Origin of the sequence: Bacillus cereus group sp. BceL062, from assembly GCF_051780025.1 — a bacterium.
GTDB lineage: Bacteria > Bacillota > Bacilli > Bacillales > Bacillaceae_G > Bacillus_A > Bacillus_A toyonensis.
The window spans coordinates 875633-901813 of the sequence record NZ_JBPWGY010000001.1 but is presented as its reverse complement, the minus strand read 5'-3'; the positions used below and the strand labels follow the sequence as shown (position 1 = coordinate 901813).

Genomic DNA, 26181 nt, shown 5'->3' with positions numbered 1-26181 from the left:
CAAGTTATTGCATAAAATATAAACTGAATTTTCAGTAATTTCGTTGTATAGTAAGAGAAGGAATATTTGGGGAGGGAAGGGCATGGGGAAAAAGAAAATTGCAATTACACTATCAGCTATTTTATCTTTATCAATTACATCAGGAGTTTCTACTATGACTGCGTATGCAGAAAATAAAGAAACAAACAACAGAAATGAAAATGGCGTTAAGTTAAATGGAAAAGTTTCAGAAGCATTACATTCGAACACGAAAATTGAATTAGAAAATGGGATGACAAAACCTATTTACTCACTTGATGAAGCGATTATTGAAAATTTGTTTGTAGAAACAGAAGTTGATAGTGATCGCGATGGTAAAAAGGATCGTGTATCAGTAAAGGTTATGCGTCCAAAAACTGATCCGAATGTGAAAGTTCCTGTTATTTATGAAATGAGTCCATATCGAGCTGGATTAAAAGATGTTCCTGTATATAATGTAGATGAAGAATTGTATGCGTATGAAGGAAAACCGTATGGAGCGGTTAATCTTGGTTCGTACGGAAACTATTACGTGCCAAGAGGTTATGCAGTTATTTTAGGAGAAAGTATCGGTACTGGAAAATCAGATGGCTGTCCTACGACTGGAGACGCACAGGAAATATTGGGGACGAAGTCTGTCATTGATTGGGTAAATGGGCGTGCGAAAGCATATACAGAAGATGGAAAAGAAGTAAATGCAAATTGGTCTACTGGAAATGTAGGTATGACAGGGGTTTCTTATAATGGTACGTTACCAAATGCTGTTGCGACGACTGGAGTTGAAGGGTTAAAAACAATTATTCCAATCGCAGCGATTAGTAGTTGGTATGATTATTATCGTGCAAATGGCGCAGTCATTGCGCCAGGTGGGTATCAAGGGGAAGATGCAGATAATATGGCAGAAGCAGTACTAACAAGGGAAAACCCTGAAGTTTGTGGACAAGTTATAAAAGAGCTCACTGATGGACAAGACCGGAAAACTGGTAATTATAATGATTTTTGGGATAAACGTAACTATGTGAAAGATGCTAAAAATGTAAAAGCGAGCGTATTTGTCGTTCACGGTTTAAACGATTGGAACGTAAAAACGAAGCAGTTTTCACAATGGTGGGATGCGCTTGGAGAAAATGATGTACCTCGTAAAATGTGGTTACATCAAGGTGGACACGGCGGAACATCAAGTAATAACTGGCAGCAAACACAAAATAAATGGTTAGATTATTGGTTGTACGGAATTGAAAATGGAATTATGGATGAACCAATGGTTGATGTTCAACGAGAAAATAAAACATGGGAAAGGTTAAAAAATTGGCCAGATCCAGCGGCTGTGCCGTCAAAAATCCGAATGTATTTAAGTAATAAAGCAGTCAATTTGCCATTAAGTATGGGATCTGCTAATAAGGTTTTCTCATTCGTAGATGATGCAAAAATGAAATCGAACCAATTAGTAGCAAACCCAGAACTCGAAGTAGCCAATCGATTAGTGTATACAATGCCTGTATTGCAAAAAGATACGCGTATAAGTGGTACACCAAAGATTTCAATTACGGGAAATATTGATCGATCTGTATCAAATTTAACCGCTTTACTTGTTGATTATGGAGGAGCGAAGCCAGAGGTCGTAACGAGAGGCTGGATGGATCCTCAAAACTTAAAGAGTATAGAAAATTCAACAGCGATTCAACCGGGCAAAGATTATACATTTACATGGGACATGCAGCCAGATGATTATGTCTTTAAAGCGGGGCATCAAATTGGAGTGGTTTTAATTGCTAGCGACTATGATTATACAATTAGACCGAAAGCGGGTACGAAGCTTACAGTAAAATTAAGCGAATTAATATTACCGATCGTGAAATAAATGATTTTTAATGAAGAGCTTACTATATAGTAAGCTCTTTAAATTTTGGGGTGTAATTGTTTATCAATACGAGGAGGCAATTATGAATTTCTATTAAAAGTACTTACAACAAATAAAAAAATTGCATTTAGGATTAAAATGCCACTGGCAATTTTCTATATTCGCCTATACTTCTTTGCAATAAAGAAAATTAGAGCATTAAAAGTGATAAGAAGAAAAAGAAATCCAATTAATGAATTCATCATATCATCCTTTCAAAATAAGTCTGAATTTTCGATTTCTATATATTCATTTTGAAGGAAATATTATACAATGTGATTATATTCTATGGAAAGCGAGTGATATAGTATGACAGTCAGCTCTTTCGAATTTTCATTAAAATTAAAGGTACAGGAAGATTAATTGAATTGAAATCTTCCGTACGTATAAAACGGAGGAGAAAATAAATGTTTAGTTTTTATAGTACACTTTGTACGGAACTTTATGATTACACAAAGCCTGTCGGTTATTCTTTAAATGGTGATATTGAGTATTATGAAGAACGTTTAAAAAATTGTAGAGGAAGAATTCTCGAAGCAGCGGTAGGATCAGGGCGTGTCATCATCCCACTTCTAGAGGCTGGATTTAAAGTAGATGGGATAGACTATTCACCTGAAATGCTAGAATCGTGCCGTATACGATGTAAAGAGAGAGGATTACATCCTAATCTATATGAAGGAAGCTTACAAAAATTTTCACTGCCACATAAATATGAGGCAATTATCATTCCTACTGGATCTTTTTGTTTAATTGAAAATCGTGTGGATTCTATAAACGCATTGAAATGTTTTTATGAGCACCTTAAGCTAGGTGGTCGGTTAATCGTCGATATTATGCTTCCGCATGACTGGAAGACTGGAGAGATTCATACATCAAATTTTTCTTTGCCGAGTGGTGACGGAATTACATTAGAAAATAAATCAATTGAAATAGATTGGCTGAACCAAGTTACTCTATCCTATTTAAAATATGAAAAATGGAGTAAAGGAAAGTTAGTACAAACAGAACTACAACGCTTCGCACTGCGCTGGTATGGAATAGAAGAGTTTAAACTTCTGTTAGAAAGTATAGGATTCTCTAACATTACTTGTTCGGCTGACTATGTTTATGAAAAAAAATCGTCAAATGCAAATCAAATGTTTACTTTTGAAGCTGTGCGAAAAAAATAGTACAGAAACTATTAATAAAAATAAGGCAATCGATACGAAATCGACTGCCTTATTTTCTATTTTATGTAATTGTTTATAGAGAGCGATAGGAGGGAAATAAATGAAATTCATATTAATATTTGGCCCACAAGCAGTTGGGAAAATGACAGTGGGGCAAGAATTAGCAACATTAACCGGTTTAAAACTTTTTCATAACCATATGACAATTGATTTAGTAAGTCCAATTTTTGATTACAGTACGAAAGAAGCAAAAAGACTAGTAAGTTTATTTCGTAATGAAATATTTGAAGAAGTATCTAAAAGTGATTTATCTGGAATGATTTTTACTTATGTATGGGCATTTGACCTCCAATCCGATTGGGATTATATACATCATGTAGTAAGTATTTTTGAATCAAAAGGTGGGACGGTATATTTTGTAGAGCTGGAAGCGGAATTAGATGAAAGATTAGAACGGAATAAAAGCCCGCATAGATTAGAACATAAACCGAAAAAAGAGATATTGAATGGTCTGAAAATAATTTAAAAGAAACGATGAAAAAGCATAGATTAAACTCTCTTCATGGTGAAATTGAAAAAGAAGAGTATATGAAAATTAATAATACTTACTTGAGTCCAAAAGAAGTAGCGGAAATGATTAAAGAGAAGTTTCGATTGTAAAATTTTTAAATGCTGATACGTTTTCATTGTCCAAGCATTCTTCTACTACCTACATATACTATTTATGTTAAAATCGGTCACTATTTTAAACAGGACTGCTATTTTAATATATATAACTATTCAAGGAAAAGGGGAGAATAAATTTGGAAAAAGAAGAACAAGGAAGAATTGAAAATCAAGTGTATTCTAATCGGGTAGTTAGATCAGAATTTGATGAGAATTGGGAAACGTGTATTTCAAAAAGCGGTTATGTAATCTATGTAGCTACAAGTGATCATGCGGAAGTAATAGTACTTCTTGCAGATGGTTCAAGTAAATTGTTAATCTTTGGAAAAGGAGGTAAAGTAGTAGTAGGTGGCGGCGGAACGAGTCATTACAGCAAACCACATATTGCAAGAAATATATAAGGTAGAACGTGTTTATTAAAAAGACACTCGAAAACGGTTAGCCACTCATGTTTAGAACATGGGTGGCTAACCGTTTTTATTTGTTTAAGTGATTTTAGAAAAACTTAATTTATTATTAACTTATGCATCATTCATATCATTTCGTCAAATGAATGTCACATAAAGGCTTTATAGTGTGAGTAGGAAGTGAAACATACACAAAGCAGGAGATGAAATGATGAAAAAAGCGTTACAATATATATTCATATTACTTACGTTAGTAACAGTAACGAATGCTCTTTATTCAAAATATGAGAAGTATAAAGAGATTGAAAATAATAAGAAAATAATTGGTGAAGTTGCTAAGAGGTATGATATTCCAGATTGGATTCCACTATCTATCGCAGACCATGAAACAAAATTGAATCGAAAAGCGATAGGGGATAAGGGCACATCATTTGGATTATTCCAATTGCATCGGGGCGGATTAGCACCAGCCTCTTTATCTGAAGAAAGTTTAATGGATTCACAAATCAATGCAAAAATAGCAATCACTAATATGGTCAAATCATATGAGCGCGGTGTGAAAAAAGGATTAAAAGATTGGAAGTTATTAAAATATGTCGCTAATACATCAGGATGGCCAGGTAATTTAGGAGAAGACTGGACGGATAAAAACACGAAATATAATATAGGTTTGGAAGAATCATATAAGCAATATAAGAAAGTGAATTAAGAACAAGCATTTCCTATTTCGGGAAATGCTTGTTCTATGTTATAGTATAATAGTGTTTTAAAATGATGTTATTTTAATATACTTCAGATTTTGTTAAGTATTATTTTCATATTAAATAATCATTTAAAGTATTTTTTTATATAAGGAGCAATAATTAGAGAAATGAAAAATATAGACTTTATACTAGAAAGTGATGAGACATTAAAACCGTCAGAACGATTAGTACTATTATTATTAGAAAAGCATAGAATGTTATATACGAACGATCTATTGGCATTGTCTAATTTATCATATAAAACATTAACGGATTCATTAACTGCGCTTGTTTTAAGATCATATGTGTTAAAGGAAACAGGTAAGGGGAGAAGGCAAAATTGTTATAGATTAGTATGATAAGTCTGCTCATATTAGAGGGTTTATACGTATTTTTTCAAACGAAAGGTTAAAATTCATTTTAGCTTTCAAATGACAAATGTTTAATAGGTAGCTATTTTTTGATATGCATAATGCGCTCGGTTTTTAATATATATTTTTATTTCATTATTATAAATCCAATTCAGTTAAGGTAAAAACAATTAAATTATTTAAAAAATTATAAAAATGAAACATAAAAACAATCCATTTGTTAGATGGATTGTTTTTTATTGGGATAATAAATTATAAAAATAATAGTATTATGTAAACAATTTAAATGGAGAAGTAATGCGCCGTTAGTAATAGAGTTTATCCCGCTATTTGCCGGGAAGTAAAACTCCCACCTCAAAACTCGGCTGGGGCAAAGAAGTTAGGTGGGAGTGGGGCTGGACCGATTGGTGAGGGCTGATAATTAGTGGGGGTGAACATAACCCACATTGATTAAAGTTTTACTTTATAAAAATAAAAACATTATATATTAATAAAAAGATGTAATTGTAGAATGATTCATATTAATATTAAAAGTAGTTACAGGTTGGCATAAAATTCAACTTGTAGTCTGTAGTAAAATGGAACGATTGAATTAAATAATAATTTATTTTTAATAAAGGTGTGAGATTAATGGATGAAACGCAAGTAATGGTTTATTTCAATCTGTCTGGAGATGAATTTCCAGTAGAGGTTGTTTCTGAAAGATTGCAAGTAAGCCCAACTAAAAGTTATAAAAAAGGGGACATAATTAGAAAAACAAACGAAACTGAAAACATAACAAGAAACTATACATCTTGGCAACTAAGTACAGGATATCAGGAATCATTAGATGTAGGAGATGTAATGGAGCAATTAATTCTAAAACTAAAAGATAAGTCAGCCATTATTAATGAACTAAAAAGAGAATTTGGATTAGAATGTAGATTCACTATTGTAATTAAAATAAATGATAGTCATACACCAGCTTTTCATTTAGATAATCCAGTAATTGATTTTGCTAACAGTATTAAAGCTGATTTTGATATTGATTTATATGCGAATCCTTATGTTGAGGAGATAAAGTAAAGTGCTAAGTAAAAAACTCTTCTACAATAGTAGAAAAAGAATAACATAAACTACTATTTTATTGCAGCATACATAAAAAATCTCGATGCAAATATGGAAATGTCGTCGAATGCTATCTTTAATTGGTTAATTTGTGAGATATTTTTGTGAAGGAACTTATTTTATAAGAATAGAATTTAGTTTAGTAAGAAAGCGTGCCTATGGTAGTGAAAAATATGGGTTAGGGGGACTTGAAATGAGGAAACTCAAAAGAGTAAATGTTCCTAATATACCAGAGCAACTATCACAACCTAGTGACAATCGTACTATAAACAAAAAGAAGTTAAGACGACTTATTTTAATGGTTCTTTTTATTGCAGCGACTACTTTGTATGTTCAATATATTTTAACGAAACAGCAAGAGATAATAATGAATAAAAAAGATACGATTACAAATCAAAAGAAACAATTAGTTACATTAAAGAAGGATCAATCGTTTCTAAAGACTAACATTGAGAATTTAACGGATAATGAAGAGGAAATTTTGAAGTTTGCGAGAAAAGAGTACCAATTTTCTAAGTCAAATGAAACGATTTTCGTATTACCAAAGTAATGAAACAGTTAGCGTTGGCTAACTGTTTTTTATTTGTAAATGAAGTACGAAAACAGAAAAGCTAAATTTTTGCATGGTACAAGGAGTTCTAACATAATGTAAGATGTACAGTTGAAGCCATTACATCAATGGAATTCACAATTATCCATAATTATGGAATATGTGTAAAGATAAATGTTGTTAAAATTCTGATAATTTTATATAATATTCATAAGCGGATACATTTTTTAATGAACGTTGAGTTTATCGCTCGTACGACTATTAAGAAACCCGTTATCCTCGTATAAGAAAGGAAGATAGCTGTGTATGCTTCAAATACAATTTATGTCGTAGGGGATGCGAAAGCGCCTCAAAATAATCCCATTACGGAAAAGTTTAAAAGCTATTTTGTAGCATTTATACTTGTGAAGGAGACAGGGGAAATTGTAGATGCAGATTGCTCAGCGACAATTGCATTAACATCTCAATTCGTTAAATATTTATTTCTACATAAAAATATTAATGATCCAGCGCTAGTAACAGAAATAAAAGATCGTTATTTCGGTTCATCTCAAAAGGCATTATTAGTAGCGCTAAAAGATGCGCAAAAAAAATATAATCAGATTGCTGCTTTGTCTACTCAATCATAGACAAAATCCAGCCGTAAGGAAGTTCTTGCGGCTGGATTTTTTTATTGGACAACGAAAGGATGAGCGAAATGAAAATTACGGATATAAAGGTGAAGCGTCGTTGTGTAAAGCTTCATACTCCATTTAAAACCGCACTTCGTACCGTAACTGAAATTGAAAGTATTGATGTGTTTATTCATACAGATGAAGGAATTGTTGGAAAAGGAGCTGCGGTCGCAACACCGGTTATTACGGGAGATTTCGCTAGTGGGATTGAGGAAGCTATATTAGGGCCGCTGCGTTCATGCTTAATTGGTCAAGATATAATTCAATTTCAGCAGTTATTACAGCATATCCAAATGAGTTGTATAGGAAATACAAGTGCGAAAGCAGCGGTTGATATCGCTTTATATGATGTGTATTGCCAATATCAAAACGTTCCACTTTACGCATTATTAGGCGGTAAGAAAGAAATCTATACAGATATTACAGTAAGTGTAGATGATCCTATTATTATGGCAAAAGAGGCAAAACAACATGTAGAAAAAGGATTTCAAACTTTAAAAATTAAAGTTGGTAAATCTGTGCATTTAGATTTAGAGCGTATTGAGGCGATTCGAAATAGCGTACCAAAAAATACAACGTTACGATTAGATGCAAATCAAGGATGGAATCCAAAAGAAGCGGTTTCTATTGTTAAAGAGATGGAAAATCGTAATTTAAATATAGAATTCATTGAACAACCAGTTCACGCGAAAGATTGGGATGGATTAAAGTACGTGAAAGAAAATGTACAAACGCCTATTATGGCTGATGAAAGTATATTTTCAGCAAGTGACGCATTAAAACTCGTGCAAGGAAGCTACGCGGACTTAATTAATATTAAATTAATGAAATGCGGTGGTATACGTGAAGCGTGGCGTATTGCAGATATTGCAGAAGCGGCAGGTGTGAAATGTATGGTTGGCAGTATGATGGAATCTTCACTTTCCGTTAGTGCTGTAGCACACTTAGCTGCTGCACATCCAAATATTCATTATTTCGATCTTGATGCACCGCTATGGTTAATGGAAGAACCGGAAGGAATGACTTACTCCGGCTCAAAGGTAAACCTTCATTCTAAAGTGAATATGTAATCTTAGAAGAAATGACTAGTAACTTACCTTTTAAGGAGGATATATATGAAAAAAGTAGGAACTGCATTATTAACAACTTTATTTATATTTTCATCGTTTACATTGGCAAATGCTGAAGAGAAGAAAGATAGCAAAGCGTTTATAGATGTATCTGCCGCAACATTATGGACTGCACCTGATTCGTTACGGCCAATTGATGCACCGAGTGCAACAAATCCAGTTGATTTATGGAAATGGACGAAATCAATGACGCTCGATGAAAAACTATGGTTAACAAATGCAAATAAATTAGAAACACAAGCACTACTCGGTCAAGAAGTAACGGTTGTTGATAAGAAAGGTGACTGGGTAAAAGTGTTAGTACACGGACAACCGACACCGCGAAATGAAGAAGGTTACCCGGGATGGATGCCGGAAAAACAATTAACGTATAATCAAGAGTTTGCAGATAAAACAAACGAACCGTTCGTATTAGTAACGAAACCGACCGCAATTTTATATATAAATCCTTCTGAAAAACAAAAAGCACTTGAAGTTAGCTATAATACGCGACTGCCGCTACTAAGTGAAGATACCATTTCATACCGCGTATTGTTGCCAAATGGACAGAAAGCATGGCTACGAAAAAATGATGGAGCGGTTTACCGTTCTCAAGATGATATTCCAACACCGACAGCCGATGATTTAATCAACACAGGGAAAATGTTTTTAGGTTTACCATATATATGGGCTGGTACAAGTGGGTTTGGATTTGATTGCTCTGGATTCACACATACGATTTATAAATCGCACGGTATTACAATACCGCGCGATTCTGGACCGCAATCAAGAGCGGGGATTGCTGTTGATAAAGAAAACTTACAAAAAGGGGACTTAATCTTCTTTGCGCATGATCAAGGGAAAGGTAGTGTCCATCACGTTGGGATGTATATTGGTGATGGTAATATGATTCACTCACCAAGAGCTGAAAGATCAGTTGAAATAATCCCGTTAAATACACCAGGATATATAGAAGAATACGCTGGTGCTCGCCGTTACTTACCGTAAAAAATAGAGGGGGTTTGGAAATGAAAAAGGTAGTTCGCTACTCGTTAGTTAGTACTCTATTAGTTTCTTCATTTTTAGTTGGTTGCGCAAAAGAAAAAACAGCTACAAAGCCGAAAGATGAGAAAAAAGTATTGCAGCTACTAGAAACGGGTGAAATTCCATCATTAAATTCAGGGAAAGTAACAGATGCGATATCATTTAACGTTTTGAATAACGTAATGGAAGGGCTATTCCGATTATCGAAAAATGATGAAGTAATTGAAGCCGGAGCGCAAAAATATGAGGTTAGTAAGGATGGAAAGACTTATACATTTCATTTACGTGATGCGAAATGGTCTAACGGAGATCCAGTAACGGCTCACGATTACGTATACGCTTGGAAGCAGCTTATTAATCCAGATACAGCTTCTCAATATGCATATATTGCGTATGATGTGAAAAATGCGGAGAAAATAAATAAGAAACAACTAGGATTAGATGAATTAGGAGTAAAAGCAAAGGATGATAAAACATTTGTCGTAGAGCTGGAACATCCTGTACCGTATTTTACGAAACTACTCATTTTGCCATCTTTCTATCCGATTAATGAAAAATATGCGAAAGAGCAAGGTGATAAATACGGATTAGAAGCAAATAAAACGGTATATAATGGACCGTTTACATTATCAGAATGGAAACATGAAGCTAGCTTTACAATGAAGAAAAATGATAAGTATTGGGATAAACAAGAAGTGAAGTTAGATGAAGTAAACTATCAAATTGTTAAAGAAATTTCAACTGCGGTAAATTTATATGAAACAGATAAGGTTGATAGAGCGGTCATTTCTACAGAATTTGTAGATAAATATAAAACGAATAAGGAACTGAAACAATATACAGATCCAGTCATGTATTTCTTCCGTTTCAATGAAAATGTACCGATTCTTAAAAATAAAAATGCGCGTCTGGCACTAAGTACAGTGTTTGATAAGAAGGGCCTTGCGACTTCATTTTTAAATGATGGTTCTGTTGCTGCAAACTACTATGTACCAAAAGGGTTTTTAAAAGGGCCAGATAAGAAAGACTTTAGAAGTACAGCGGGCGAATTTAATAAGACAGACGTAAAACTGGCAAAAGAATATTGGGAAAAGGCAAAGCAAGAAACAGGAACGAATGAAGTAACGCTTGAGTTATTAAACTATGACTTAGAAAACTTTAAAAAAGTAGGCGAATATATTAAAGAACAGCTTGAGAAAAACTTACCTGGCTTAAAAGTAAATGTGAAATTACAACCACATACGCAAAAACTAGCGTTAGAGAAGAAAAAAGAATATGAAATGTCGTTGTCGCGCTGGTTACCTGATTATCCAGATCCGATGACTTACTTAGAAGTATTCCTTTCAGGAAGTACTGTAAATAATACAGGGTATGCAAATCCAGAATATGATGCGTTAATTAAGAAGATAAAAACTGAATTAGGTAACGATGAAAAAGCACGTTGGAAAGCACTGCAAGATACTGAAAAAATGCTTCTGGATGATGCAGTAATTGCACCGGTATTCCAGCGCGGTCTATCTTACTTACAAAAACCATATGTGAAAGACTTATATGTGCATCAATTCGGTCCAGCTACAAGCTTAAAATGGGCAGATGTACAAAAATAAAGTGATGGAGAAACAGACTTCACGTATGTGGTGGTCTGTTTTTTTCTTATGTAATACATAATCGGATGAATTATAGACATTTCATTTGTTTTTTCGACGTTTAAAAATAAAATTATTACTAAAATTCCAGTGTGAAATTTATGTAGAATCTTGTATAATTAACGTGTTTCTATGGAAACATTTGCTTGCGCTATTTGTATAGGACTTAATAGAACAAGGAAGGAAATACATACATGTATATAATAGATAAATAGAATGGAACATGTATAGAGAAAAAGGAGAGAAAAGATGACGTGTCAAAAACAAGGGTTACAATTTAATAGTAATGGAATGAGGAATATTTAATGAAGATGAAGCATGCTTTCGGACCAATTATTTTAGCCTGTGTACTTTTTTTCATTGTATTGCTTATTCCGTCTAAAAGTTTAGTATCGCTAATTAGTGATAAAAAGATAGAAGATGCGGCAACGTCCTTACAAAAAGAAAAACTACAAAGTGTTTTCTTACAACAGAAAATGTTAGAGAATTCGCAGTATTTACCGATGTACGGTTCATCTGAATTTTTACGAATGGATGCATACCATCCATCTAACTATTTCAAAGTAAATCCAGCAGGTTTTACACCATTTTTAATTGGAACTGGCGGTACGCAAAGTTTAGCTCATATTTTAAATATGACGTCTACAATGGATGATTTGGAAGGTAAAAAAGTCGTCTTTGTTCTTTCGCCACAATGGTTTACAAAAACGGGTGTATCACAAGGAGATTTTACTAATAATTTCTCCAAACAACAAGCATATCATTTTATTTTTAATGATGACATTAAACCTGAAATGAAGAAGCAGATCGCGAAACGACTATTAGATTATAAAGTTGTGCAAAAAGATGATATATTAAAAAATTCATTAGAAGGTATTGTTTATAATGATACGAAACATAACATAAAAGCAGGTCTAGCCAAACCACTTGCTTATATGTACCGAAACATTTTAGATCATAGAGATTTATTTAATTCTTTATTTAAGATTGAACCGATGAAAGAGAAAACAAATATGGGACTACGTTCAATTTCTTGGGAGAATGCACGTAAACATGCGGAACAAGAAGGGCAAGCGGAGTCTACTACAAATACATTTGGAATTGAAAACCCGTATTACTATAAACATAATTTAAAGAAAAAATTAAAAGGCCTAAAAAATTTTAGAGCAAATGAATCGTATGATGAATCACCAGAATATGATGACTTACAAATTGTTTTAGATCTTTTCAAAGAAAAAAATGTTAAGCCACTCTTTATCTCTGTACCTGTAAATGGACCTTGGTATGATTACGCTGGTTTCCCGAAAGAACGCCGTGAAGTGTATTATACAAAGGTTAGAGAGCAAGTTGAGAAAGCAGGGTATCCAGTAGTCGATTTCTCTAGCCATGAATATGATAAGTATTTCTTAAAAGATACGATTCATCTAGGCTGGAAAGGCTGGATCTATTTTGATGAAGCTGTGCAGAAGTTTTATTCTGAGAAATAACAACTAAGAAACAGGAACGGCTATGAGCTGTTCCTGTTTCTTAATAAAGAGGATTTTGATGTGGGCAATTCGGAAATGCGTGTATATCTTGAATTTGTCTGAAATCATAATGTTTCATCGCGAACTGAGATTGGTAAAGGTATTCATACACATATAATTGGCCATCATGTGCTGAACATAATACCCCAGTAGTTCCTTGCCCATTCATGAAGGAAATGCCGATAGGGCGTCCAATTAAGTATGGTATTTTTTGTTGCCAGTGCATTGGGGGAATCACTCCTTTTTGGGATAATATACGAAAGGAATGCCTAAATTGTTGCTTATCCATGTAAATATGGGGGCTTTTCATACAATTTCTAGAAGGTGTTATTAGGAGTGGGTTATAAATGGCAGAAAGGAATGAAAAATGAAGAAAGAAAATATTATGGATGAAAAGTTAAGTTTAATAGAATGATGTTAAGCATTGAAAGAGATATGCGATGATATATGGTTTAAGCCATTAAAAAAAGGTTCGTGGAGAATTGCGGATGTGATTTCACATTTTATCGTTCGAGACGAGTTTGTAATGAAATATCGAATTTCTTATTTTCTAAGTACTCAATCTGTACCTAATGTTTCGATAGATGTAGAGCAAATTGAGCGGATTCCCACCCGATATTTTTATAATGACTACTAATTTGATACAAAAAAGTGAGATTAAATAATTACTTTTCATTACTCATTCAGCATGACTTGAAGCATAAAGAGGAAATAATACAATTTTTAATACATAGTCGAGCCTATAATAAAAACCGCTATAATTCTGAATGAATTTTTAGCGGTTTTTTTATTATCTTAAGCAAGTTTTTTACGTTTTTTTGTCCACTTTTTTATTACGAAATATAAAAGAATAAGTACGACGCCACCGATAGCGAATGATTTCACATACGGTCCAGCAATATCATTAATATTCTCCCAGTTTTCACCTAGTTTTTCACCTAAATAAATAAAAATAATAGACCAAGGGATGATTGCAAGTGCCGTTAACGTAGTGAAACGTAGTAATGGCATTTTTGTAATACCAGCAGGGATTGAAATCGCATGACGCACTACCGGAATGAAGCGAGCTGTGAAAATTACGCCAGTTCCGTAACGATTAAACCAATCTTCGGCAGCATCGATTTGTTTTTTATGAATGAAAATATATTTTCCGTAACGTTCTAATATAGGGCGTCCACCGTATCGTCCAATCCAATAAATAAAGATTTGAGCAATAACGCCGCCAATAGTACCAAATACAACTGCGCCTATAAATGAGATGCTACCATTGAATACTAAGTATCCTGCATAAGCGAGAACAATTTCGCTTGGAATAATCTCGATCATAAGTCCAAGCATAATGCCCCAATAACCTAATCCTTCAAAAAACGTTAATACTGAGTGAATAAAACTACTTAACATTGTTGCACCTTCTAATGTATGGATTTTTGAATGTAGGCCCTTTTACTTAACAAAATAAAAGGTTCACTATATGTAGATTATACCTTATTTATATAGGGGATTGCTATTTCAATTCTTTTATGTCTCGTATAAGTATTATAGTAAAGGATATAAGCCAAGCTTTCATGCAGAAATAATGAAAAGTTTATTAAAAATTTCTCATATGTTAATGAAAATAGACTGAAAATTAAGTATGATAATATAGGTTTTAATTTATAAAATAGGAGGAGAATGTATGCATGTTGCAGATCCAATTTATGGCCCAATCTCTATTCATGATAGAGATATCCTTCAATTGATAGATACAAAAGCATTTCAAAGGTTGGCCTATATTAAACAACAAGGACATACTTATTTTTTACATGAGAACGCAATACATACGAGGGAAGAACATTCGATAGGTGTATATGTACTAGTAAATAAAGTGATCGAACACCTTACTGAGATTGGTGATATACATTTATCGAAATATGAACGAAAGCTAGTATCTACTGTAGCTCTTCTACATGATGTTGGACATGGTCCGTATTCACATTGTTTTCAGCAAATATCAGGTGAAGATCATGGTGAGTGGACGATACGAATCATTCAGGAGGATGAAAAAATACGCGCGATTTTAAACCAAACTCCTGGATTATTAGATGATATAACGAAAGCTTTAACAGAAGATGGAGTTTTTCCAATTATAGATGAACTATTATTTAATTCATTAGGAATGGATCAATTAGATTTTTGGAATAGAGATTTATATTATTCCTCGCTTGAATTAGAAGGTTTACAGATAGAAGAATTGATTGCTAGTATGCGTTTTATTAACGGTAAACTTGTTATTGCAGAACAAGGAATCCCATACATTGAACAACTAATGAAAATGAAAGAAGGGCTTTACAATAATGGCTTTGGCCATCCGTTTGTAGTAGGGAAAGATTTATTGTTGCAATCCATATTTCAAAAGATAAAGGAGAAAAATCTTTCGTTCCATACTCCTGAGCTACAAAATTTCTTTTATAAAAGAAAGAAGATAGAGGACTTTCTTCCATTACAAGATGAAATGATTATAAATGAAATAAAGTGCTTTGCAAAATCAGATGACATAGAAATAGCAGCATTAATCTATCTTTATTTCTCAGCAACTAAAAGTTTGTCATTTGAAAAAGGAAAAGAGGGCGATTATAAAAAGGAAAATAGCACCGCAGTGGTAATAACTGAGAAAAAGGCTTACAGTTCATACGTAGGTGGTATTTATGTGTATAGTGAGGGACAGCTAGATGACATTTTAGAAAAATCGAATTTTATTCAAGAGATAGTAAAATTGCCTAAAAAAGAATATGTGTATTTTTTTAATTAGGTGTAGTAATTTGAAATGTAGATGAGGTAAAAATATGGAGTGGCATGAACGTTTATTACAAATAGATGATTTATCAATTATATTAGAATGGTATAACAATGAAGAATTACATAATATAGCAGATGTGAAATCATTTAAGCGATATACAATTGAAGAGCTTCGGCAGTATTGGACTGAAAAATTGTCGCGGTCTTATGCGAGCTATCATGTAATAGTAGTAGAAGATGAAGTAATAGGGAGAGTCGGATTAAAAAAGAAGAAATATGAAGATGCGTACGTGATGGAATACTCTATCCTCATTGGTGTTTCGAATTTATATTCAAAAGGGCTTGGAACGGAGATTACAAAGTATTTTATTAGTAAATCATTTTTAAATCCTGATATAGAAGCTGTTGTATTACAAGTTAGGGAAGATAATAAGAGGGCCATTCGTTGTTATGAGAAAGCTGGATTTAAAAAAGAAAAATCGTATATAGAGAATCAAGTGAAAGTGTATGATATGCACAGAGTTAAGAAAGAAGAAACAATATAGAAAAATACATGCAGTTAATTCGGAATATAATGTTAATTTAGGGGGATGAAATACATGAAACATAAAATTGCTGTACTGGCAGATGTACATGGAAATGCAACTGCTTTAAAAGCAGTTATCGAAGATTCTTTGAAAGAAGGTGTGACTGATTATTGGTTTTTAGGAGATTTAATTATGCCTGGTCCTGGATCGAATGATTTATTTGAAATGTTAGATAGTATTAACGTTGATACTTATGTACAAGGAAACTGGGAAGATAGCTTTCTTGACGTTCTTAATAAAAACATTGATATTGATAACGCAACTGATATTTATGTTTCTAGATTAGTTCAGTATCAATGTGAAAACTTGGATAAAAACTATATTAATCATATTAAAAATTTACCATTACATATAACAAAACAGGTTAATGATTTATCAATCAGTATTAGTCATAATCTACAAAATAAAAATTACGGAGGGGATTTATGGCCCACTAATAATCAAGAACAGTTTGATCGGTTATTTGATCGTGATTATGATATTGCGATTTACGCTCATACCCACCATCAATTGTTGCGCTATAGTAGCGATGATCAATTAATTATTAACCCAGGAACAGTTGGACAACCTTTTTACAAGTGGAATAAGCTAAACTCTGACTTACGTGCTCAGTATGCAATTCTTGAAATTGATGAGGCAGGGATTACCGATGTGAGGTTTAAAAAGGTTTTTTACGATGTAGAAAAGGAATATAAAAATGCCACTAATAAACATCTTCCTTATATTGATTTATATCGAGAGCTGTTAGAGACAGGAAGAACTCATACGCATGATATTGAATTATTACAAGAAATTAATGAAAAATATAATTATAAAGATGAAGTAATTAAGTTTATCGAGAAAATCTGATAGGAATTTAATAGAAAGAAATGAACATTGTAGAATGAATGATAGGTTAGTAATGATAATTACATAATCAAGAGCTATTGTAAAATGAAACTTAGATGTAAAATGATTTATTTATTTTATATTGATCGAAAACAAGCATCCCCCTGTCATATATGTAGGACAGGGGGATGCTTGTTTTTTACGATTTCACATCTAAGTTCTGTAAAAATAAAGTTGCTGTTACGTAACGTTTCGCTAACATTTGTACATATGCGGTATGTACAGAAAGGGTCGCAATAATAATAGCGTTACGAATTGCTTCGCGTTGTTCGTTATTAATTTGATCGAACTTGCTTGCGATTTTATCAGCTTTTTCTTTTACGATGTTTTCAATTGTATGAACGGTATCTGTTGCATTTAATTGTAAGCAATTCCCTTGATTGAGTTCTTCAAATAGAGAAGAGTATGCTACATATAAATGAACAGGATTGATTAAATCATCACTTCGATCGGCTGGGTCATTTACGATAAGACGTAATAGCTTACGAATGGATTCAAAATCAAGTGCTGTTTTTAAATCTTCGACAATAAATAGTAAGGCTGCTTGTTCAATTGAATATTTTTTCCCTTTTTGAGGAGAGCCAATCATTTCTTTTATATCTCGTTTCACCCAGTTTTGCATAGCAGTTACAGAGAAACTTGTGTTTTCAATCTGATTGCCAAGCGCAACTATTTCATTTAAAGAAAAACCGACATCAGTATCGTCAATTTTAATCAGCTTTTCAAAAATAGGTGAAAGTGCGGTAGTAATAAAAGCTGTAACGCTTTGTCCGCTTTCAATATCTTTTTTATGTGACTTTGCCCAAGCTTCTTGTAAAATACCGAGAGGCTTTTTCGTATTCCATCCTCTTAGTGATAGAAGAAGGGTAGCCATTTCGTTTCGTGTGAGATGAAATGTTTCCATCTTTTCACCTCCAAAATAATAAAAAGTTCTTATGAACTTATAATATGTTTTGTTTCATTTAAAGTCAATTCTGTTTTGCTTAATTTTTCCTTTGTGACCAAACTGTTGAAAGTAAATAATACTTGCATATTTCGACAAAAGTTCATATAATAAGTTCATAAGAACCTTTAAAATGTTCTTAAAAACAAATCTATCATTCTAAATTTAAAAGAAAGATAGATTTCACATATATCTATATAAAAGGAGAATGGATATAATATGTTGAAAAAACTTGTAGCAGTAATGACAGCATTCATGGTTATCTTTGGAGCTAGTAGCTTCATGTTTGTAGATCACGCAGCAGCGAAGAGTTACAAATCTGGTAAAAAATCTTTTACACCAAGTTCAGGTCAAAAGTCAAAAGTTGATTTAAACAAAAAAGACTCAAACGTGAATTCTCAAAAAACGAATCCAGATTCAAAAACAAAAGCAACAAACACAGCGCCAAAAAGTAATAAAGGAAGCTTTATGAAAGGTTTATTACTAGGTGGTCTTGGTGGTTTACTAATGGGTAGCTTATTTGCAAATATGGGAGCTCTTGGTTCTGTATTAGCGTTTATGGTAAATATGTTAGTAATGGCTGGTATCGTAATGTTAGCAGTTCGTGCATTTAAATACTTCAAAGATCAACGTAAGAAAAAGGCAGATGAAGTAGCATGGAAACAATAAAAATTTCTGAGCAAGAGCTTATAAATGCGCTTTGCGTATATATCGCTGAAAAAAGACAAGTGGGTCCAGAAGAAGTATTAGTTGAACTAATGTATGATGATGAGTATGGTTTCTCTGCTGAAGTAGAGGTAAATGGTCGTCAACAAATTTTAATTCAAGCGAACTTAATCGAGGCACTACGCTTATTACTTGACAGAGAATACAATGTCAATTCATTCGCAGCAAGATTACAACTTGAATTAGATGATGAAGAAGGCATTTATGCATTAGCGAAATTTAATAACTCGGATGAGTAGTGAAAAGAGCTGTTGAGAGTAATCTCAGCAGCTCTTTTTAGTATGTGCATATGTGGTGGAATAATCACACCAAATTTCATTCATCTTTCGTCTACCAGCATCAATCATTGGATTAAACTGAATCGCAGCATGATGGCGTACGGTGTGAACATGTTGGATTGCTTGTTGTAAGTGTTGTTCAACTGAATTTGATTTTATATTAGCTTGTTTTACGATTGAATATCCAGCGACACTCCCTTGCGCCATCGCGATTTTCCCACTTTCAATCCCAGTAATATTTCCGGCTACAAATAAACCTGGAAGAGAGGTTTCCATTGTTTCGGAATGAAGAGGGACGTGTCCACCTAATTCTGGGATGTAATGGAAAGGGCATCCAGCTACAGCAGCAAGCTCAGCAAGCGGATATAAACCTCCAGCGATACAAACGAAATCTGCCTCATATATCTTCTCTGATCCATTCATAATGTTTCCTTTAGAATCAATAGTAGCAACACGAACACCTTCAACTTGATCTGTTCCAATAATTTCAAGTGCAGCTTTCCGAAGATGAAGTGGTGTCCCGTTTATTTTCATTCCGTTATTTGGATAGAAGGTTAATCCGGCTTTTCGAATCCAATCATATTTCATAAAACGGCTACCTATACGCAAAAAAGCAGAAGGAGCGAGATGAGCTGCATTTAAAAGGGAGTTCAAAACTTCTTCTGGTTCACCCGCTTTTTGGCTTAACTCACTTTTTTCAGGTAGTACGATATGATCCACTTTAATTCCAGCTAATTGCAATTCATTTAAAATGGCGAATGATAAAATGTTAGCACCAATAATGATTCCTTTTTTTCCGACTTGCACGCGATGAACATTTGTCATAACTTGAGCCGCTCCAATTGACATAACTCCTGGAAGTGTCCAGCCAGGAAGTGGGATAGAATACTCCGCAGCGCCAGTAGCAATTAATACGAACGGAGCTTCTAACGTACCGATATTTGTATGTACGAACCAAGAACTATCATCTTTATCTAAATTATAGACGGAAACACCGCACCGAATATCGACTGACAGTGATTCGGCTTCTTCGTAAAGATGTTTTGCTTCTTCAATTCCGTTCCACCATTCTCCAGTAGGCTCTTGATGTAACTGTCCTAACAATCTCCCGCCAGGTTTCATAAATTCATCAATAACGAGTACGTTAAGTCCAAAACGTGCACAAGAGATGGAAGCTGATAATCCTGCCGGCCCTGCACCAATAATAATTACATCGATCATCGCTTTTTCACCATCTCTCTCACGATATTTGGATGCTGTTTTCCGCTTTCAACAATCATATCGTTTTCTACAACTGTTAAGCATGCGCGTACATTCGTTTGATTATTTACTGTCACACGGCATTCTGAACAATGACCGATATTACAATAAATACCTCGCGGGTTCCCGCTATCTTCATGTACGCGTAGCGTTCGTATTCCATTTGCTAGCAGGGCAGCAGCAATTGTTTCATGCCCATATGCTTCATATTGTTGCCCGTTAAATTGAAAAGTGATGCGCTGACTATTATGTAAACTACCTAAAATAGGGTGATGTGTAATTCTACTCATTTATTATCACCTACCGCTCCAAAGGTAACAGCACGTATTGGTGGTTGATATTTTAACGGTATTTCATTAGGAGTTACGTCAGGATTTGCACTTTCAATCATTCGATCTAACATCATTCTACATGTGCGGCCACCGCAAAATCCCATACCGGCACGTGTTCTTAGTTTTAATTCTCTTGCCGAGCATTTATATTCAGCAATTGTCGATTGAAGTTGTCCGTATGTAACCTCTTCACAACGACAAACAATTAAGTTCTCTTTATTCGTCATATGTATTCCTCCTCTAGTTCGGTTTGCACAAATTATAATGCAAAAACTATGCCAATATAGAGGAGTTAAGAATTATCCCGCATTAACGGGCAGTAAGACCCCACCGCAAAATCCAGCGAAAGTAAAGAAGTTAGGAGGGGGATCAACTGCCCGTAAAAGCCTGATTGGTGAGGACTGATAATCAAGTGGGGATGAACAAAACCCCCACTGATTAAAGTTTCACTTTATTGTAACCCAAGTTTTTTTAAACGATTATATAAAGTGGCTCGCGTTACCCCAAGTTTTTTCGCACATTCTAATTTATTCCCCTTTAAAATGTGTAAAGCTCTTTCAATGACTTTTTTCTCATGCTCATCCATCTCTTCTTGTAAAGAAAGAATCGTATGATTATTGCTGAGTAATAGGGAATGAGACGTATGATTGTCTAAAGTATCATTTGTATGAAATGGCAAATATTCTTGTTTTATAATACCGTCTGTCGCAAATACGACGAGTCTCTCAACTACATTTCGAAGTTCACGAATATTACCAGGCCAATCGTAATGAAGTAGTTCATGCATAATGCTTGAAGGTAAGTCACGAATAGGTCTGTTATAGTTAATCGAAAAATCGTTTAAGAAAGAGTATGTTAATTCAATAATATCTTCTCGTCTTTCTCGCAGCGGTGGAATCTGTAAGCTAACTACATTTAAACGATAGTATAAATCTTCTCGGAAAGTTCCTTTTCGCATTTCTTCTTGTAAATCACGATTTGTAGCAGCGATAATACGGAAATCAATATTTATTTCTTTCTCTCCACCAACTCGGTAATACTTTCTTTCTTGCAATACACGTAAAAGTTTCACTTGCATATCGAGAGGCATTTCACCTATTTCATCAAGGAACAAAGTACCACCTTGAGCGAGCTCTATTTTACCTTTTTTTCCTTTACTATTCGCTCCAGAAAACGCCCCACGTTCATATCCGAATAATTCACTTTCAAATAACGCTTCTGGAATTGCGCCGCAGTTAATTGAAATGAAAGGCGCCTTCGCTGCCTCACTTGCTTCATGTATTGCTTTCGCAAATACTTCTTTTCCGACACCGCTTTCGCCGAGTATTAATACGGTTGATTTCACTGAACAGACCTTTCTAGCTAATTGAATAGTCCTTTGTATAACAGGGCTTTTTCCATTCATCGCGAGGAAAGGATCGGATGTGTCTTTATATTTTGCTACTTCTTGCTCTAATCGGTGCATTTCATGTGACATATTAAATAGTTTTTCATTCAATACAACTTGATTTGTCACATCTGTTTCTGAAACGACTGCTCCTATAATTTCATCGTTACAGTAAACGGGGTTTGAATTTATTAATACGAACAAATCAGGACGAGGCTGATGGAATTGAGCGATTATACTTTTTCCGTCATGCAATGATTGCAAGATTTCCAAGTCTTTATAATCAAAAAAACGAGTAATTGGTTGTCCAATAATTTCATTATGATTAACCGAAAAGATTTTTTCAGCACCATCTGTCCACGTACGGACACATTCTTTTTCATCAATGACTGTAACAGAAGAATCAGTCGTTTGAATTACAGTGTTATAAAAAGATTGTAGCTCAGTGTAAGACTTATAAAGAAACGGAATCATTTGCTGAGCCGTTATACAACATATTGGCTCTTCGTTTTTGTTAATGATGACAACGGCTAATGCATGTGAAAGTGCATCAATTAAAGTAGTGAACGAGTCGTCCTCATATATATAGCCGCAACTATATTCTTCTGTAGTAGAAGGGAGGTAATAAAATGTCCCATCTACTTTGTTAATGTGTTTCATGCTACTTGTATAATCGATAGACAAAATTTTCATAAACTCTTTGATTGTTGGAAATGAAAATGTCATAGCGTCCTCCTGATATGTATAAAAATTTAGACAGTGATAAAAAAATAATACACCTATTTACGATAAATTTAAAATATTTTTACAAATAAAAATATTATTTATAAAAAGTGTATATATGTAGAGTTGGCACGTCAATTGCATAAAAGAAAATGAGAGATGTAAGTGAAAGGAGGGGTGTTTTGTGAGGCACTGTGACGTTTTAATAATAGGTGGTGGAATTATAGGATGTTCTATTGCATATTACACTTCAAAATACGGAAGAGACGTAACAATCATTGAAAAAGGTGAGTTTGTCAGTGGGACGTCTTCACGGTGTGACGGAAACATTTTGGCGATTGATAAAGACCCAGGGTTTGATAGTCAAATGTCATTAGTAAGTCAAAAATTAGTAACAGATTTAAGTGAGGAGTTGGAGCACTCATTTGAATATAGGGCGCCAGGAAGTATTCTAGTCTGTGAATCAGACGAAGAGATGGAGGCAGCGCAGCAATGGGTGAATCGTCAAAAAGATGTTGGGTTACCGTTTCGAATGCTTGATAGGCAAGATATAAGAGAGGAATCACCATTTTTTGCGGATGATTTATTGGGTGGTTTAGAATGCGCAACTGATTCTACTGTAAATCCATATCTCCTTGCATTTTCACTTCTAGCAGAGTCGAAAAAAATGGGTGCGAAAGCGATTAATCATACAGAAGTAAAAGAAATGAAAAGAGATATAGACGGCTCCTTTATTGTAGAAACGACAAATGGGACGTTTACTGCGAAGCAAGTTGTGAACGCAGCCGGTGTGTGGGCTCCTAAAATCGGGCAGATGTTAGATGTAAATATTCCAATCGAACCGAGAAAAGGGCATATTATTGTAGCCTCAAGGCAACAACATGTAGGTTGCCGTAAAGTAATGGAATTTGGTTATTTAATTTCTAAATTTGGCGGAAAACGAAAAGTGGATGCTTTAACTGAAAAATACGGGGTAGCTCTTGTATTTGAACCGACAGAAAGCCAAAATTTTTTAATTGGTAGTAGTCGAGAGTTTGTAGGATTTCATACGAGAATTAACAACGAGGTTATTAAATGCATTGCGAACAGAGCAATTCGTTTTTATCCGAAAATGGCAGATATGATGGTGATTCGTTCATATGCCGGCTTACGTCCGTGGACAGAAGATCATTTGCCAATTATTTCACGAGTGGATCATATTCCGAATTATTATATTGCAGCTGGACATGAAGGTGATGGAATTAGTCTTGCGGCAGTTACTGGGAAAGTGATTGAAGAGTTATTAAATGAAAAAGAAACAATTATTCCTATTGAACCACTTCGTTTGAGTCGTTTTACAGAAAGGGTGTTAAACGGATGAGGTCACAAAGAGTCTTTACGACGATTGATACACATACGGGCGGGAATCCAACGAGGACATTAATTAGCGGACTTCCTAAGTTAATTGGAGAGACGATGGCAGAGAAGATGTTACATATGAAAAAGGAATATGACTGGATTCGCAAATTGTTAATGAATGAGCCGCGTGGTCATGATGTAATGTCTGGAGCATTGTTAACAGATCCGTGTCATCCTGAAGCTGATATAGGCGTTATATACATAGAGACAGGTGGATATTTACCGATGTGTGGTCACGATACAATTGGTGTGTGTACAGCTTTAATTGAATCAGGTTTAATTCCAATAGTTGAACCGATTACTTCTTTAAAGCTTGATACACCAGCCGGCTTAGTTGAAGTGGATATTACTGTTCAAAATGGAAAGGCGAAAGAAGTTTCATTCTGTAACATACCAGCTTTTTTACTGAAAAATATTACTGTACAAGTCGAAGGAATTGGAACTGTAGAGGCTGATATTGCGTATGGAGGGAATTTTTATGCCATTATCGATGCGAAGTCAGTAGGTTTAGAGTTAGTACCAGAAAATGCATCCATAATTATTGATAAGGCGATTCATATTCGAAACACAATAAATGAGAAGTTTGAAATTATTCATCCAGAGTATTCGTTTATAAAAGGATTAACACATGTTGAATTTTATACAGATCCCACTCATAAAAGTGCGCATGTGAAAAATACAGTTGTTGTTCCGCCAGGAGGAATTGATCGATCTCCATGTGGTACAGGAACATCAGCGAAGTTAGCTGTATTATACGCTCATAAAAAAATCGACATCGATGAAGAATTTGTTCATGAGAGTATTGTAGGTTCACTATTTAAAGGGTGTGTCATGAATACAACATATGTAGAAAATATTGAAGCGGTAGTAACAAAGATTACCGGCTCAGCTTGGCTTATGGGGATGCATAGATTTTTCTACAATGAAAAGGATCCACTGAAAGAAGGCTTTTTGCTAATTCCGCCGATGGAACATGAAACGGAGGATGTAAAATGAACATTCAAAAAATGTATACAGCAGTAGATGTGCACGTAGCTGGCGAAGCGTTTCGTGTAATAAAGGACGTACCATGCAAATACTACTACAGTTTAGAACATTTAAATGAACAATTTTCAGGCGAATTAGCAGAAGAAATGCAGCTTTTATTAAATGAACCACGTGGTTTTATTGGGTTAAATGGATGTATTGTCGTTCCTTCTATTCATAAGGAAGTGGATGCAGCTGTGTTATTTTTTAATCATGAAGGAACCATTCCTCTTCATTATGGAGGTATTGTGGCAGTAATAACGATGTTACTAGAAAGTGGATATTTAAAAAAGAGAGAGTCTAATCAATACAAAATTGAAACACTATCTGGAATATTTTCAGTCCATGCCTATGTAGTGGATGATGAAGTGATATCGGTGTCGTTTGAAAGTAAACTATGTTATATGGTTGAGAAAGATTTGAAGATTGGTAATATACGTTACTCTCTTATACAGGCTGATAAAGTATATGCAGTTGTAGAAAAGGATGCGTATTCACCAGAAATTGGTATTAAAAATATCTCTGAATTAAAGAAATGGGGAGAAGCTACACTTCAAGCGATACAAAAACAGTCGCTTATAAAAAGACTTATTTTAGTAGATTCTTCGCAAACAGAAGAGAAACATATAAAGTCGATTACATTTCATGAAGATAACTTTATTGTCCGTTCTCCCGGTTTTGTTTCTACTATTGTGTCCTATGTACATGCGTTATTTAATAATGAGTATATAACGGATAAACCTTTTAAAAATGAAAGTATATTTAATAGCTTTATAACAGTAGAAAAAGTGAAGAGAGAAGAATTAGGATATATTTTCCGTTTTGAGAGTAGAGGATTTATTACAGGGATGCAGACGTTTCTATTAGACCCTACTGATCCATTTCCAACAGGTTTTTTATTAAAATAAAATGTTAAAGGGAGAGATAA

At 34.2% G+C, this 26181-nt stretch carries 27 protein-coding genes and 2 pseudogenes; 22 read left to right on the top strand and 7 right to left on the bottom strand.

The annotated features are described in order from the left end of the window. Positions 1 to 82: 82 nt before the first annotated feature. From ACS2MN_RS04555 to dltD, 13 genes and pseudogenes are all read left to right on the top strand, one after another. On the top strand, positions 83 to 1879 hold the full coding sequence (locus ACS2MN_RS04555) for a Xaa-Pro dipeptidyl-peptidase (protein ID WP_000516705.1): 1797 nt from the start codon (positions 83 to 85) through the stop codon (positions 1877 to 1879). A 446-nt stretch (positions 1880 to 2325) separates the two neighbouring features. Next, the gene (locus ACS2MN_RS04550) at positions 2326 to 3087 is read left to right on the top strand and encodes a class I SAM-dependent methyltransferase (protein ID WP_070173333.1); all 762 of its coding nucleotides are present in this window, start codon (positions 2326 to 2328) and stop codon (positions 3085 to 3087) included. A gap of 100 nt (positions 3088 to 3187) precedes the next feature. Further along, positions 3188 to 3747: pseudogene (locus tag ACS2MN_RS04545) on the top strand (AAA family ATPase). Between the two features lie 143 nt (positions 3748 to 3890). Further along, positions 3891 to 4154, top strand: a complete 264-nt coding sequence (locus tag ACS2MN_RS04540) for a hypothetical protein (RefSeq protein WP_098054935.1) — start codon at positions 3891 to 3893, stop codon at positions 4152 to 4154. A 214-nt stretch (positions 4155 to 4368) separates the two neighbouring features. Beyond that, positions 4369 to 4869 (top strand): hypothetical protein, encoded by a 501-nt coding sequence (locus tag ACS2MN_RS04535; protein WP_015000608.1) that lies wholly within the window; start codon positions 4369 to 4371, stop codon positions 4867 to 4869. Between the two features lie 162 nt (positions 4870 to 5031). Further along, positions 5032 to 5262, top strand: coding sequence for a hypothetical protein (locus tag ACS2MN_RS04530; protein WP_000789037.1), 231 nt, complete (start codon positions 5032 to 5034; stop codon positions 5260 to 5262). A gap of 642 nt (positions 5263 to 5904) precedes the next feature. Next, positions 5905 to 6339 carry a DUF4279 domain-containing protein gene (locus ACS2MN_RS04525; RefSeq protein ID WP_000344619.1) on the top strand — a complete coding sequence of 145 codons (435 nt, stop codon included), beginning with the start codon at positions 5905 to 5907 and terminating at the stop codon, positions 6337 to 6339. A 235-nt stretch (positions 6340 to 6574) separates the two neighbouring features. Beyond that, positions 6575 to 6931 carry an FtsB family cell division protein gene (locus tag ACS2MN_RS04520; RefSeq protein WP_001228732.1) on the top strand — a complete coding sequence of 119 codons (357 nt, stop codon included), beginning with the start codon at positions 6575 to 6577 and terminating at the stop codon, positions 6929 to 6931. 302 nt (positions 6932 to 7233) lie between these two features. Continuing rightward, positions 7234 to 7560, top strand: a complete 327-nt coding sequence (locus ACS2MN_RS04515; RefSeq protein WP_000271321.1) for a DUF3870 domain-containing protein — start codon at positions 7234 to 7236, stop codon at positions 7558 to 7560. A 68-nt stretch (positions 7561 to 7628) separates the two neighbouring features. Continuing rightward, the gene (locus ACS2MN_RS04510) at positions 7629 to 8675 is read left to right on the top strand and encodes a dipeptide epimerase (RefSeq protein WP_346994812.1); all 1047 of its coding nucleotides are present in this window, start codon (positions 7629 to 7631) and stop codon (positions 8673 to 8675) included. 45 nt (positions 8676 to 8720) lie between these two features. After that, entirely contained in the window at positions 8721 to 9722 is a 1002-nt protein-coding gene (locus ACS2MN_RS04505; protein WP_000755461.1) for a C40 family peptidase, read from the top strand. A 20-nt stretch (positions 9723 to 9742) separates the two neighbouring features. Next, positions 9743 to 11365 carry a peptide ABC transporter substrate-binding protein gene (locus ACS2MN_RS04500; protein WP_000758251.1) on the top strand — a complete coding sequence of 541 codons (1623 nt, stop codon included), beginning with the start codon at positions 9743 to 9745 and terminating at the stop codon, positions 11363 to 11365. 344 nt (positions 11366 to 11709) lie between these two features. After that, the gene (gene dltD, locus ACS2MN_RS04495) at positions 11710 to 12891 is read left to right on the top strand and encodes a D-alanyl-lipoteichoic acid biosynthesis protein DltD (protein ID WP_000782332.1); all 1182 of its coding nucleotides are present in this window, start codon (positions 11710 to 11712) and stop codon (positions 12889 to 12891) included. A gap of 40 nt (positions 12892 to 12931) precedes the next feature. Here the strand turns inward: dltD and ACS2MN_RS04490 are convergent, their stop codons facing one another. After that, on the bottom strand, positions 12932 to 13156 hold the full coding sequence (locus tag ACS2MN_RS04490; RefSeq protein ID WP_000558696.1) for a hypothetical protein: 225 nt from the start codon (positions 13154 to 13156) through the stop codon (positions 12932 to 12934). A 198-nt stretch (positions 13157 to 13354) separates the two neighbouring features. On the opposite strand from ACS2MN_RS04490, the pseudogene ACS2MN_RS04485 reads away from it, so the two are divergent. Continuing rightward, positions 13355 to 13701, top strand: a pseudogene (locus ACS2MN_RS04485) (DinB family protein). A gap of 24 nt (positions 13702 to 13725) precedes the next feature. Here ACS2MN_RS04485 and ACS2MN_RS04480 read toward each other — a convergent pair. After that, on the bottom strand, positions 13726 to 14331 hold the full coding sequence (locus tag ACS2MN_RS04480; RefSeq protein ID WP_000952907.1) for a DedA family protein: 606 nt from the start codon (positions 14329 to 14331) through the stop codon (positions 13726 to 13728). Positions 14332 to 14605: 274 nt separating this feature from the next. Here ACS2MN_RS04480 and ACS2MN_RS04475 point away from each other — a divergent pair, with 274 nt between their 5' ends. From ACS2MN_RS04475 to ACS2MN_RS04465, 3 genes are read left to right on the top strand one after another with little or no spacing between them, the layout of a single operon-like run. Next, positions 14606 to 15718: an HD domain-containing protein gene (locus ACS2MN_RS04475; RefSeq protein ID WP_000557839.1), complete on the top strand. Its 1113-nt coding sequence runs from the start codon at positions 14606 to 14608 to the stop codon at positions 15716 to 15718. Between the two features lie 34 nt (positions 15719 to 15752). Continuing rightward, positions 15753 to 16250 carry a GNAT family N-acetyltransferase gene (locus tag ACS2MN_RS04470; RefSeq protein WP_088056247.1) on the top strand — a complete coding sequence of 166 codons (498 nt, stop codon included), beginning with the start codon at positions 15753 to 15755 and terminating at the stop codon, positions 16248 to 16250. A 54-nt stretch (positions 16251 to 16304) separates the two neighbouring features. Further along, complete coding sequence (locus tag ACS2MN_RS04465; protein WP_000680862.1) at positions 16305 to 17141, top strand: metallophosphoesterase family protein; 837 nt, start codon at positions 16305 to 16307, stop codon at positions 17139 to 17141. A 178-nt stretch (positions 17142 to 17319) separates the two neighbouring features. On the opposite strand, the gene ACS2MN_RS04460 is transcribed toward ACS2MN_RS04465, so the two are convergent. Further along, complete coding sequence (locus tag ACS2MN_RS04460) at positions 17320 to 18084, bottom strand: DUF1836 domain-containing protein (RefSeq protein WP_000447233.1); 765 nt, start codon at positions 18082 to 18084, stop codon at positions 17320 to 17322. A gap of 258 nt (positions 18085 to 18342) precedes the next feature. On the opposite strand from ACS2MN_RS04460, the gene ACS2MN_RS04455 reads away from it, so the two are divergent. Both ACS2MN_RS04455 and ACS2MN_RS04450 read left to right on the top strand, forming a co-directional pair. Continuing rightward, complete coding sequence (locus tag ACS2MN_RS04455) at positions 18343 to 18792, top strand: hypothetical protein (protein WP_000914476.1); 450 nt, start codon at positions 18343 to 18345, stop codon at positions 18790 to 18792. Beyond that, positions 18780 to 19088 (top strand): YxcD family protein, encoded by a 309-nt coding sequence (locus tag ACS2MN_RS04450; protein WP_000447764.1) that lies wholly within the window; start codon positions 18780 to 18782, stop codon positions 19086 to 19088. The genes ACS2MN_RS04455 and ACS2MN_RS04450 overlap by 13 nt, the downstream gene beginning before the upstream one ends. A 24-nt stretch (positions 19089 to 19112) precedes the next feature. Here ACS2MN_RS04450 and ACS2MN_RS04445 read toward each other — a convergent pair whose 3' ends face one another. The 4 genes from ACS2MN_RS04445 to ACS2MN_RS04430 form a co-directional block, all read right to left on the bottom strand. Then, complete coding sequence (locus ACS2MN_RS04445) at positions 19113 to 20348, bottom strand: NAD(P)/FAD-dependent oxidoreductase (protein WP_000567611.1); 1236 nt, start codon at positions 20346 to 20348, stop codon at positions 19113 to 19115. Further along, positions 20345 to 20677: a (2Fe-2S)-binding protein gene (locus tag ACS2MN_RS04440; protein ID WP_000087054.1), complete on the bottom strand. Its 333-nt coding sequence runs from the start codon at positions 20675 to 20677 to the stop codon at positions 20345 to 20347. Before ACS2MN_RS04440 ends, ACS2MN_RS04445 begins: the two co-directional genes overlap by 4 nt. Beyond that, positions 20674 to 20946 (bottom strand): (2Fe-2S)-binding protein, encoded by a 273-nt coding sequence (locus tag ACS2MN_RS04435; protein WP_000182286.1) that lies wholly within the window; start codon positions 20944 to 20946, stop codon positions 20674 to 20676. Before ACS2MN_RS04435 ends, ACS2MN_RS04440 begins: the two co-directional genes overlap by 4 nt. A gap of 224 nt (positions 20947 to 21170) precedes the next feature. Then, positions 21171 to 22832, bottom strand: a complete 1662-nt coding sequence (locus tag ACS2MN_RS04430; RefSeq protein WP_000144298.1) for a sigma-54 interaction domain-containing protein — start codon at positions 22830 to 22832, stop codon at positions 21171 to 21173. A gap of 181 nt (positions 22833 to 23013) precedes the next feature. Here ACS2MN_RS04430 and ACS2MN_RS04425 point away from each other — a divergent pair, with 181 nt between their 5' ends. From ACS2MN_RS04425 to ACS2MN_RS04415, 3 genes are read left to right on the top strand one after another with little or no spacing between them, the layout of a single operon-like run. After that, positions 23014 to 24189 carry an NAD(P)/FAD-dependent oxidoreductase gene (locus ACS2MN_RS04425; RefSeq protein ID WP_098805435.1) on the top strand — a complete coding sequence of 392 codons (1176 nt, stop codon included), beginning with the start codon at positions 23014 to 23016 and terminating at the stop codon, positions 24187 to 24189. Then, positions 24186 to 25223, top strand: coding sequence for a proline racemase family protein (locus ACS2MN_RS04420; RefSeq protein ID WP_001257527.1), 1038 nt, complete (start codon positions 24186 to 24188; stop codon positions 25221 to 25223). The genes ACS2MN_RS04425 and ACS2MN_RS04420 overlap by 4 nt, the downstream gene beginning before the upstream one ends. Beyond that, positions 25220 to 26161: a proline racemase family protein gene (locus ACS2MN_RS04415; protein WP_001025534.1), complete on the top strand. Its 942-nt coding sequence runs from the start codon at positions 25220 to 25222 to the stop codon at positions 26159 to 26161. The genes ACS2MN_RS04420 and ACS2MN_RS04415 overlap by 4 nt, the downstream gene beginning before the upstream one ends. Positions 26162 to 26181: the final 20 nt, after the last annotated feature.

Bases quoted from the DNA above. Each gene is read 5' to 3' on its own strand.
- ACS2MN_RS04555 (WP_000516705.1), top strand. From the start codon at position 83: ATGGGGAAAAAGAAAATTGCAATTACACTATCAGCTATTTTATCTTTA.
- ACS2MN_RS04550 (WP_070173333.1), top strand. From the start codon at position 2,326: ATGTTTAGTTTTTATAGTACACTTTGTACGGAACTTTATGATTACACA.
- ACS2MN_RS04535 (WP_015000608.1), top strand. From the start codon at position 4,369: ATGATGAAAAAAGCGTTACAATATATATTCATATTACTTACGTTAGTA.
- ACS2MN_RS04530 (WP_000789037.1), top strand. From the start codon at position 5,032: ATGAAAAATATAGACTTTATACTAGAAAGTGATGAGACATTAAAACCG.
- ACS2MN_RS04525 (WP_000344619.1), top strand. From the start codon at position 5,905: ATGGATGAAACGCAAGTAATGGTTTATTTCAATCTGTCTGGAGATGAA.
- ACS2MN_RS04520 (WP_001228732.1), top strand. From the start codon at position 6,575: ATGAGGAAACTCAAAAGAGTAAATGTTCCTAATATACCAGAGCAACTA.
- ACS2MN_RS04510 (WP_346994812.1), top strand. From the start codon at position 7,629: ATGAAAATTACGGATATAAAGGTGAAGCGTCGTTGTGTAAAGCTTCAT.
- ACS2MN_RS04505 (WP_000755461.1), top strand. From the start codon at position 8,721: ATGAAAAAAGTAGGAACTGCATTATTAACAACTTTATTTATATTTTCA.
- ACS2MN_RS04500 (WP_000758251.1), top strand. From the start codon at position 9,743: ATGAAAAAGGTAGTTCGCTACTCGTTAGTTAGTACTCTATTAGTTTCT.
- dltD (WP_000782332.1), top strand. From the start codon at position 11,710: ATGAAGATGAAGCATGCTTTCGGACCAATTATTTTAGCCTGTGTACTT.
- ACS2MN_RS04490 (WP_000558696.1), bottom strand. From the start codon at position 13,156: ATGCACTGGCAACAAAAAATACCATACTTAATTGGACGCCCTATCGGC.
- ACS2MN_RS04480 (WP_000952907.1), bottom strand. From the start codon at position 14,331: ATGTTAAGTAGTTTTATTCACTCAGTATTAACGTTTTTTGAAGGATTA.
- ACS2MN_RS04475 (WP_000557839.1), top strand. From the start codon at position 14,606: ATGCATGTTGCAGATCCAATTTATGGCCCAATCTCTATTCATGATAGA.
- ACS2MN_RS04470 (WP_088056247.1), top strand. From the start codon at position 15,753: ATGGAGTGGCATGAACGTTTATTACAAATAGATGATTTATCAATTATA.
- ACS2MN_RS04465 (WP_000680862.1), top strand. From the start codon at position 16,305: ATGAAACATAAAATTGCTGTACTGGCAGATGTACATGGAAATGCAACT.
- ACS2MN_RS04460 (WP_000447233.1), bottom strand. From the start codon at position 18,084: ATGGAAACATTTCATCTCACACGAAACGAAATGGCTACCCTTCTTCTA.
- ACS2MN_RS04455 (WP_000914476.1), top strand. From the start codon at position 18,343: ATGTTGAAAAAACTTGTAGCAGTAATGACAGCATTCATGGTTATCTTT.
- ACS2MN_RS04450 (WP_000447764.1), top strand. From the start codon at position 18,780: ATGGAAACAATAAAAATTTCTGAGCAAGAGCTTATAAATGCGCTTTGC.
- ACS2MN_RS04445 (WP_000567611.1), bottom strand. From the start codon at position 20,348: ATGATCGATGTAATTATTATTGGTGCAGGGCCGGCAGGATTATCAGCT.
- ACS2MN_RS04440 (WP_000087054.1), bottom strand. From the start codon at position 20,677: ATGAGTAGAATTACACATCACCCTATTTTAGGTAGTTTACATAATAGT.
- ACS2MN_RS04435 (WP_000182286.1), bottom strand. From the start codon at position 20,946: ATGACGAATAAAGAGAACTTAATTGTTTGTCGTTGTGAAGAGGTTACA.
- ACS2MN_RS04430 (WP_000144298.1), bottom strand. From the start codon at position 22,832: ATGACATTTTCATTTCCAACAATCAAAGAGTTTATGAAAATTTTGTCT.
- ACS2MN_RS04420 (WP_001257527.1), top strand. From the start codon at position 24,186: ATGAGGTCACAAAGAGTCTTTACGACGATTGATACACATACGGGCGGG.
- ACS2MN_RS04415 (WP_001025534.1), top strand. From the start codon at position 25,220: ATGAACATTCAAAAAATGTATACAGCAGTAGATGTGCACGTAGCTGGC.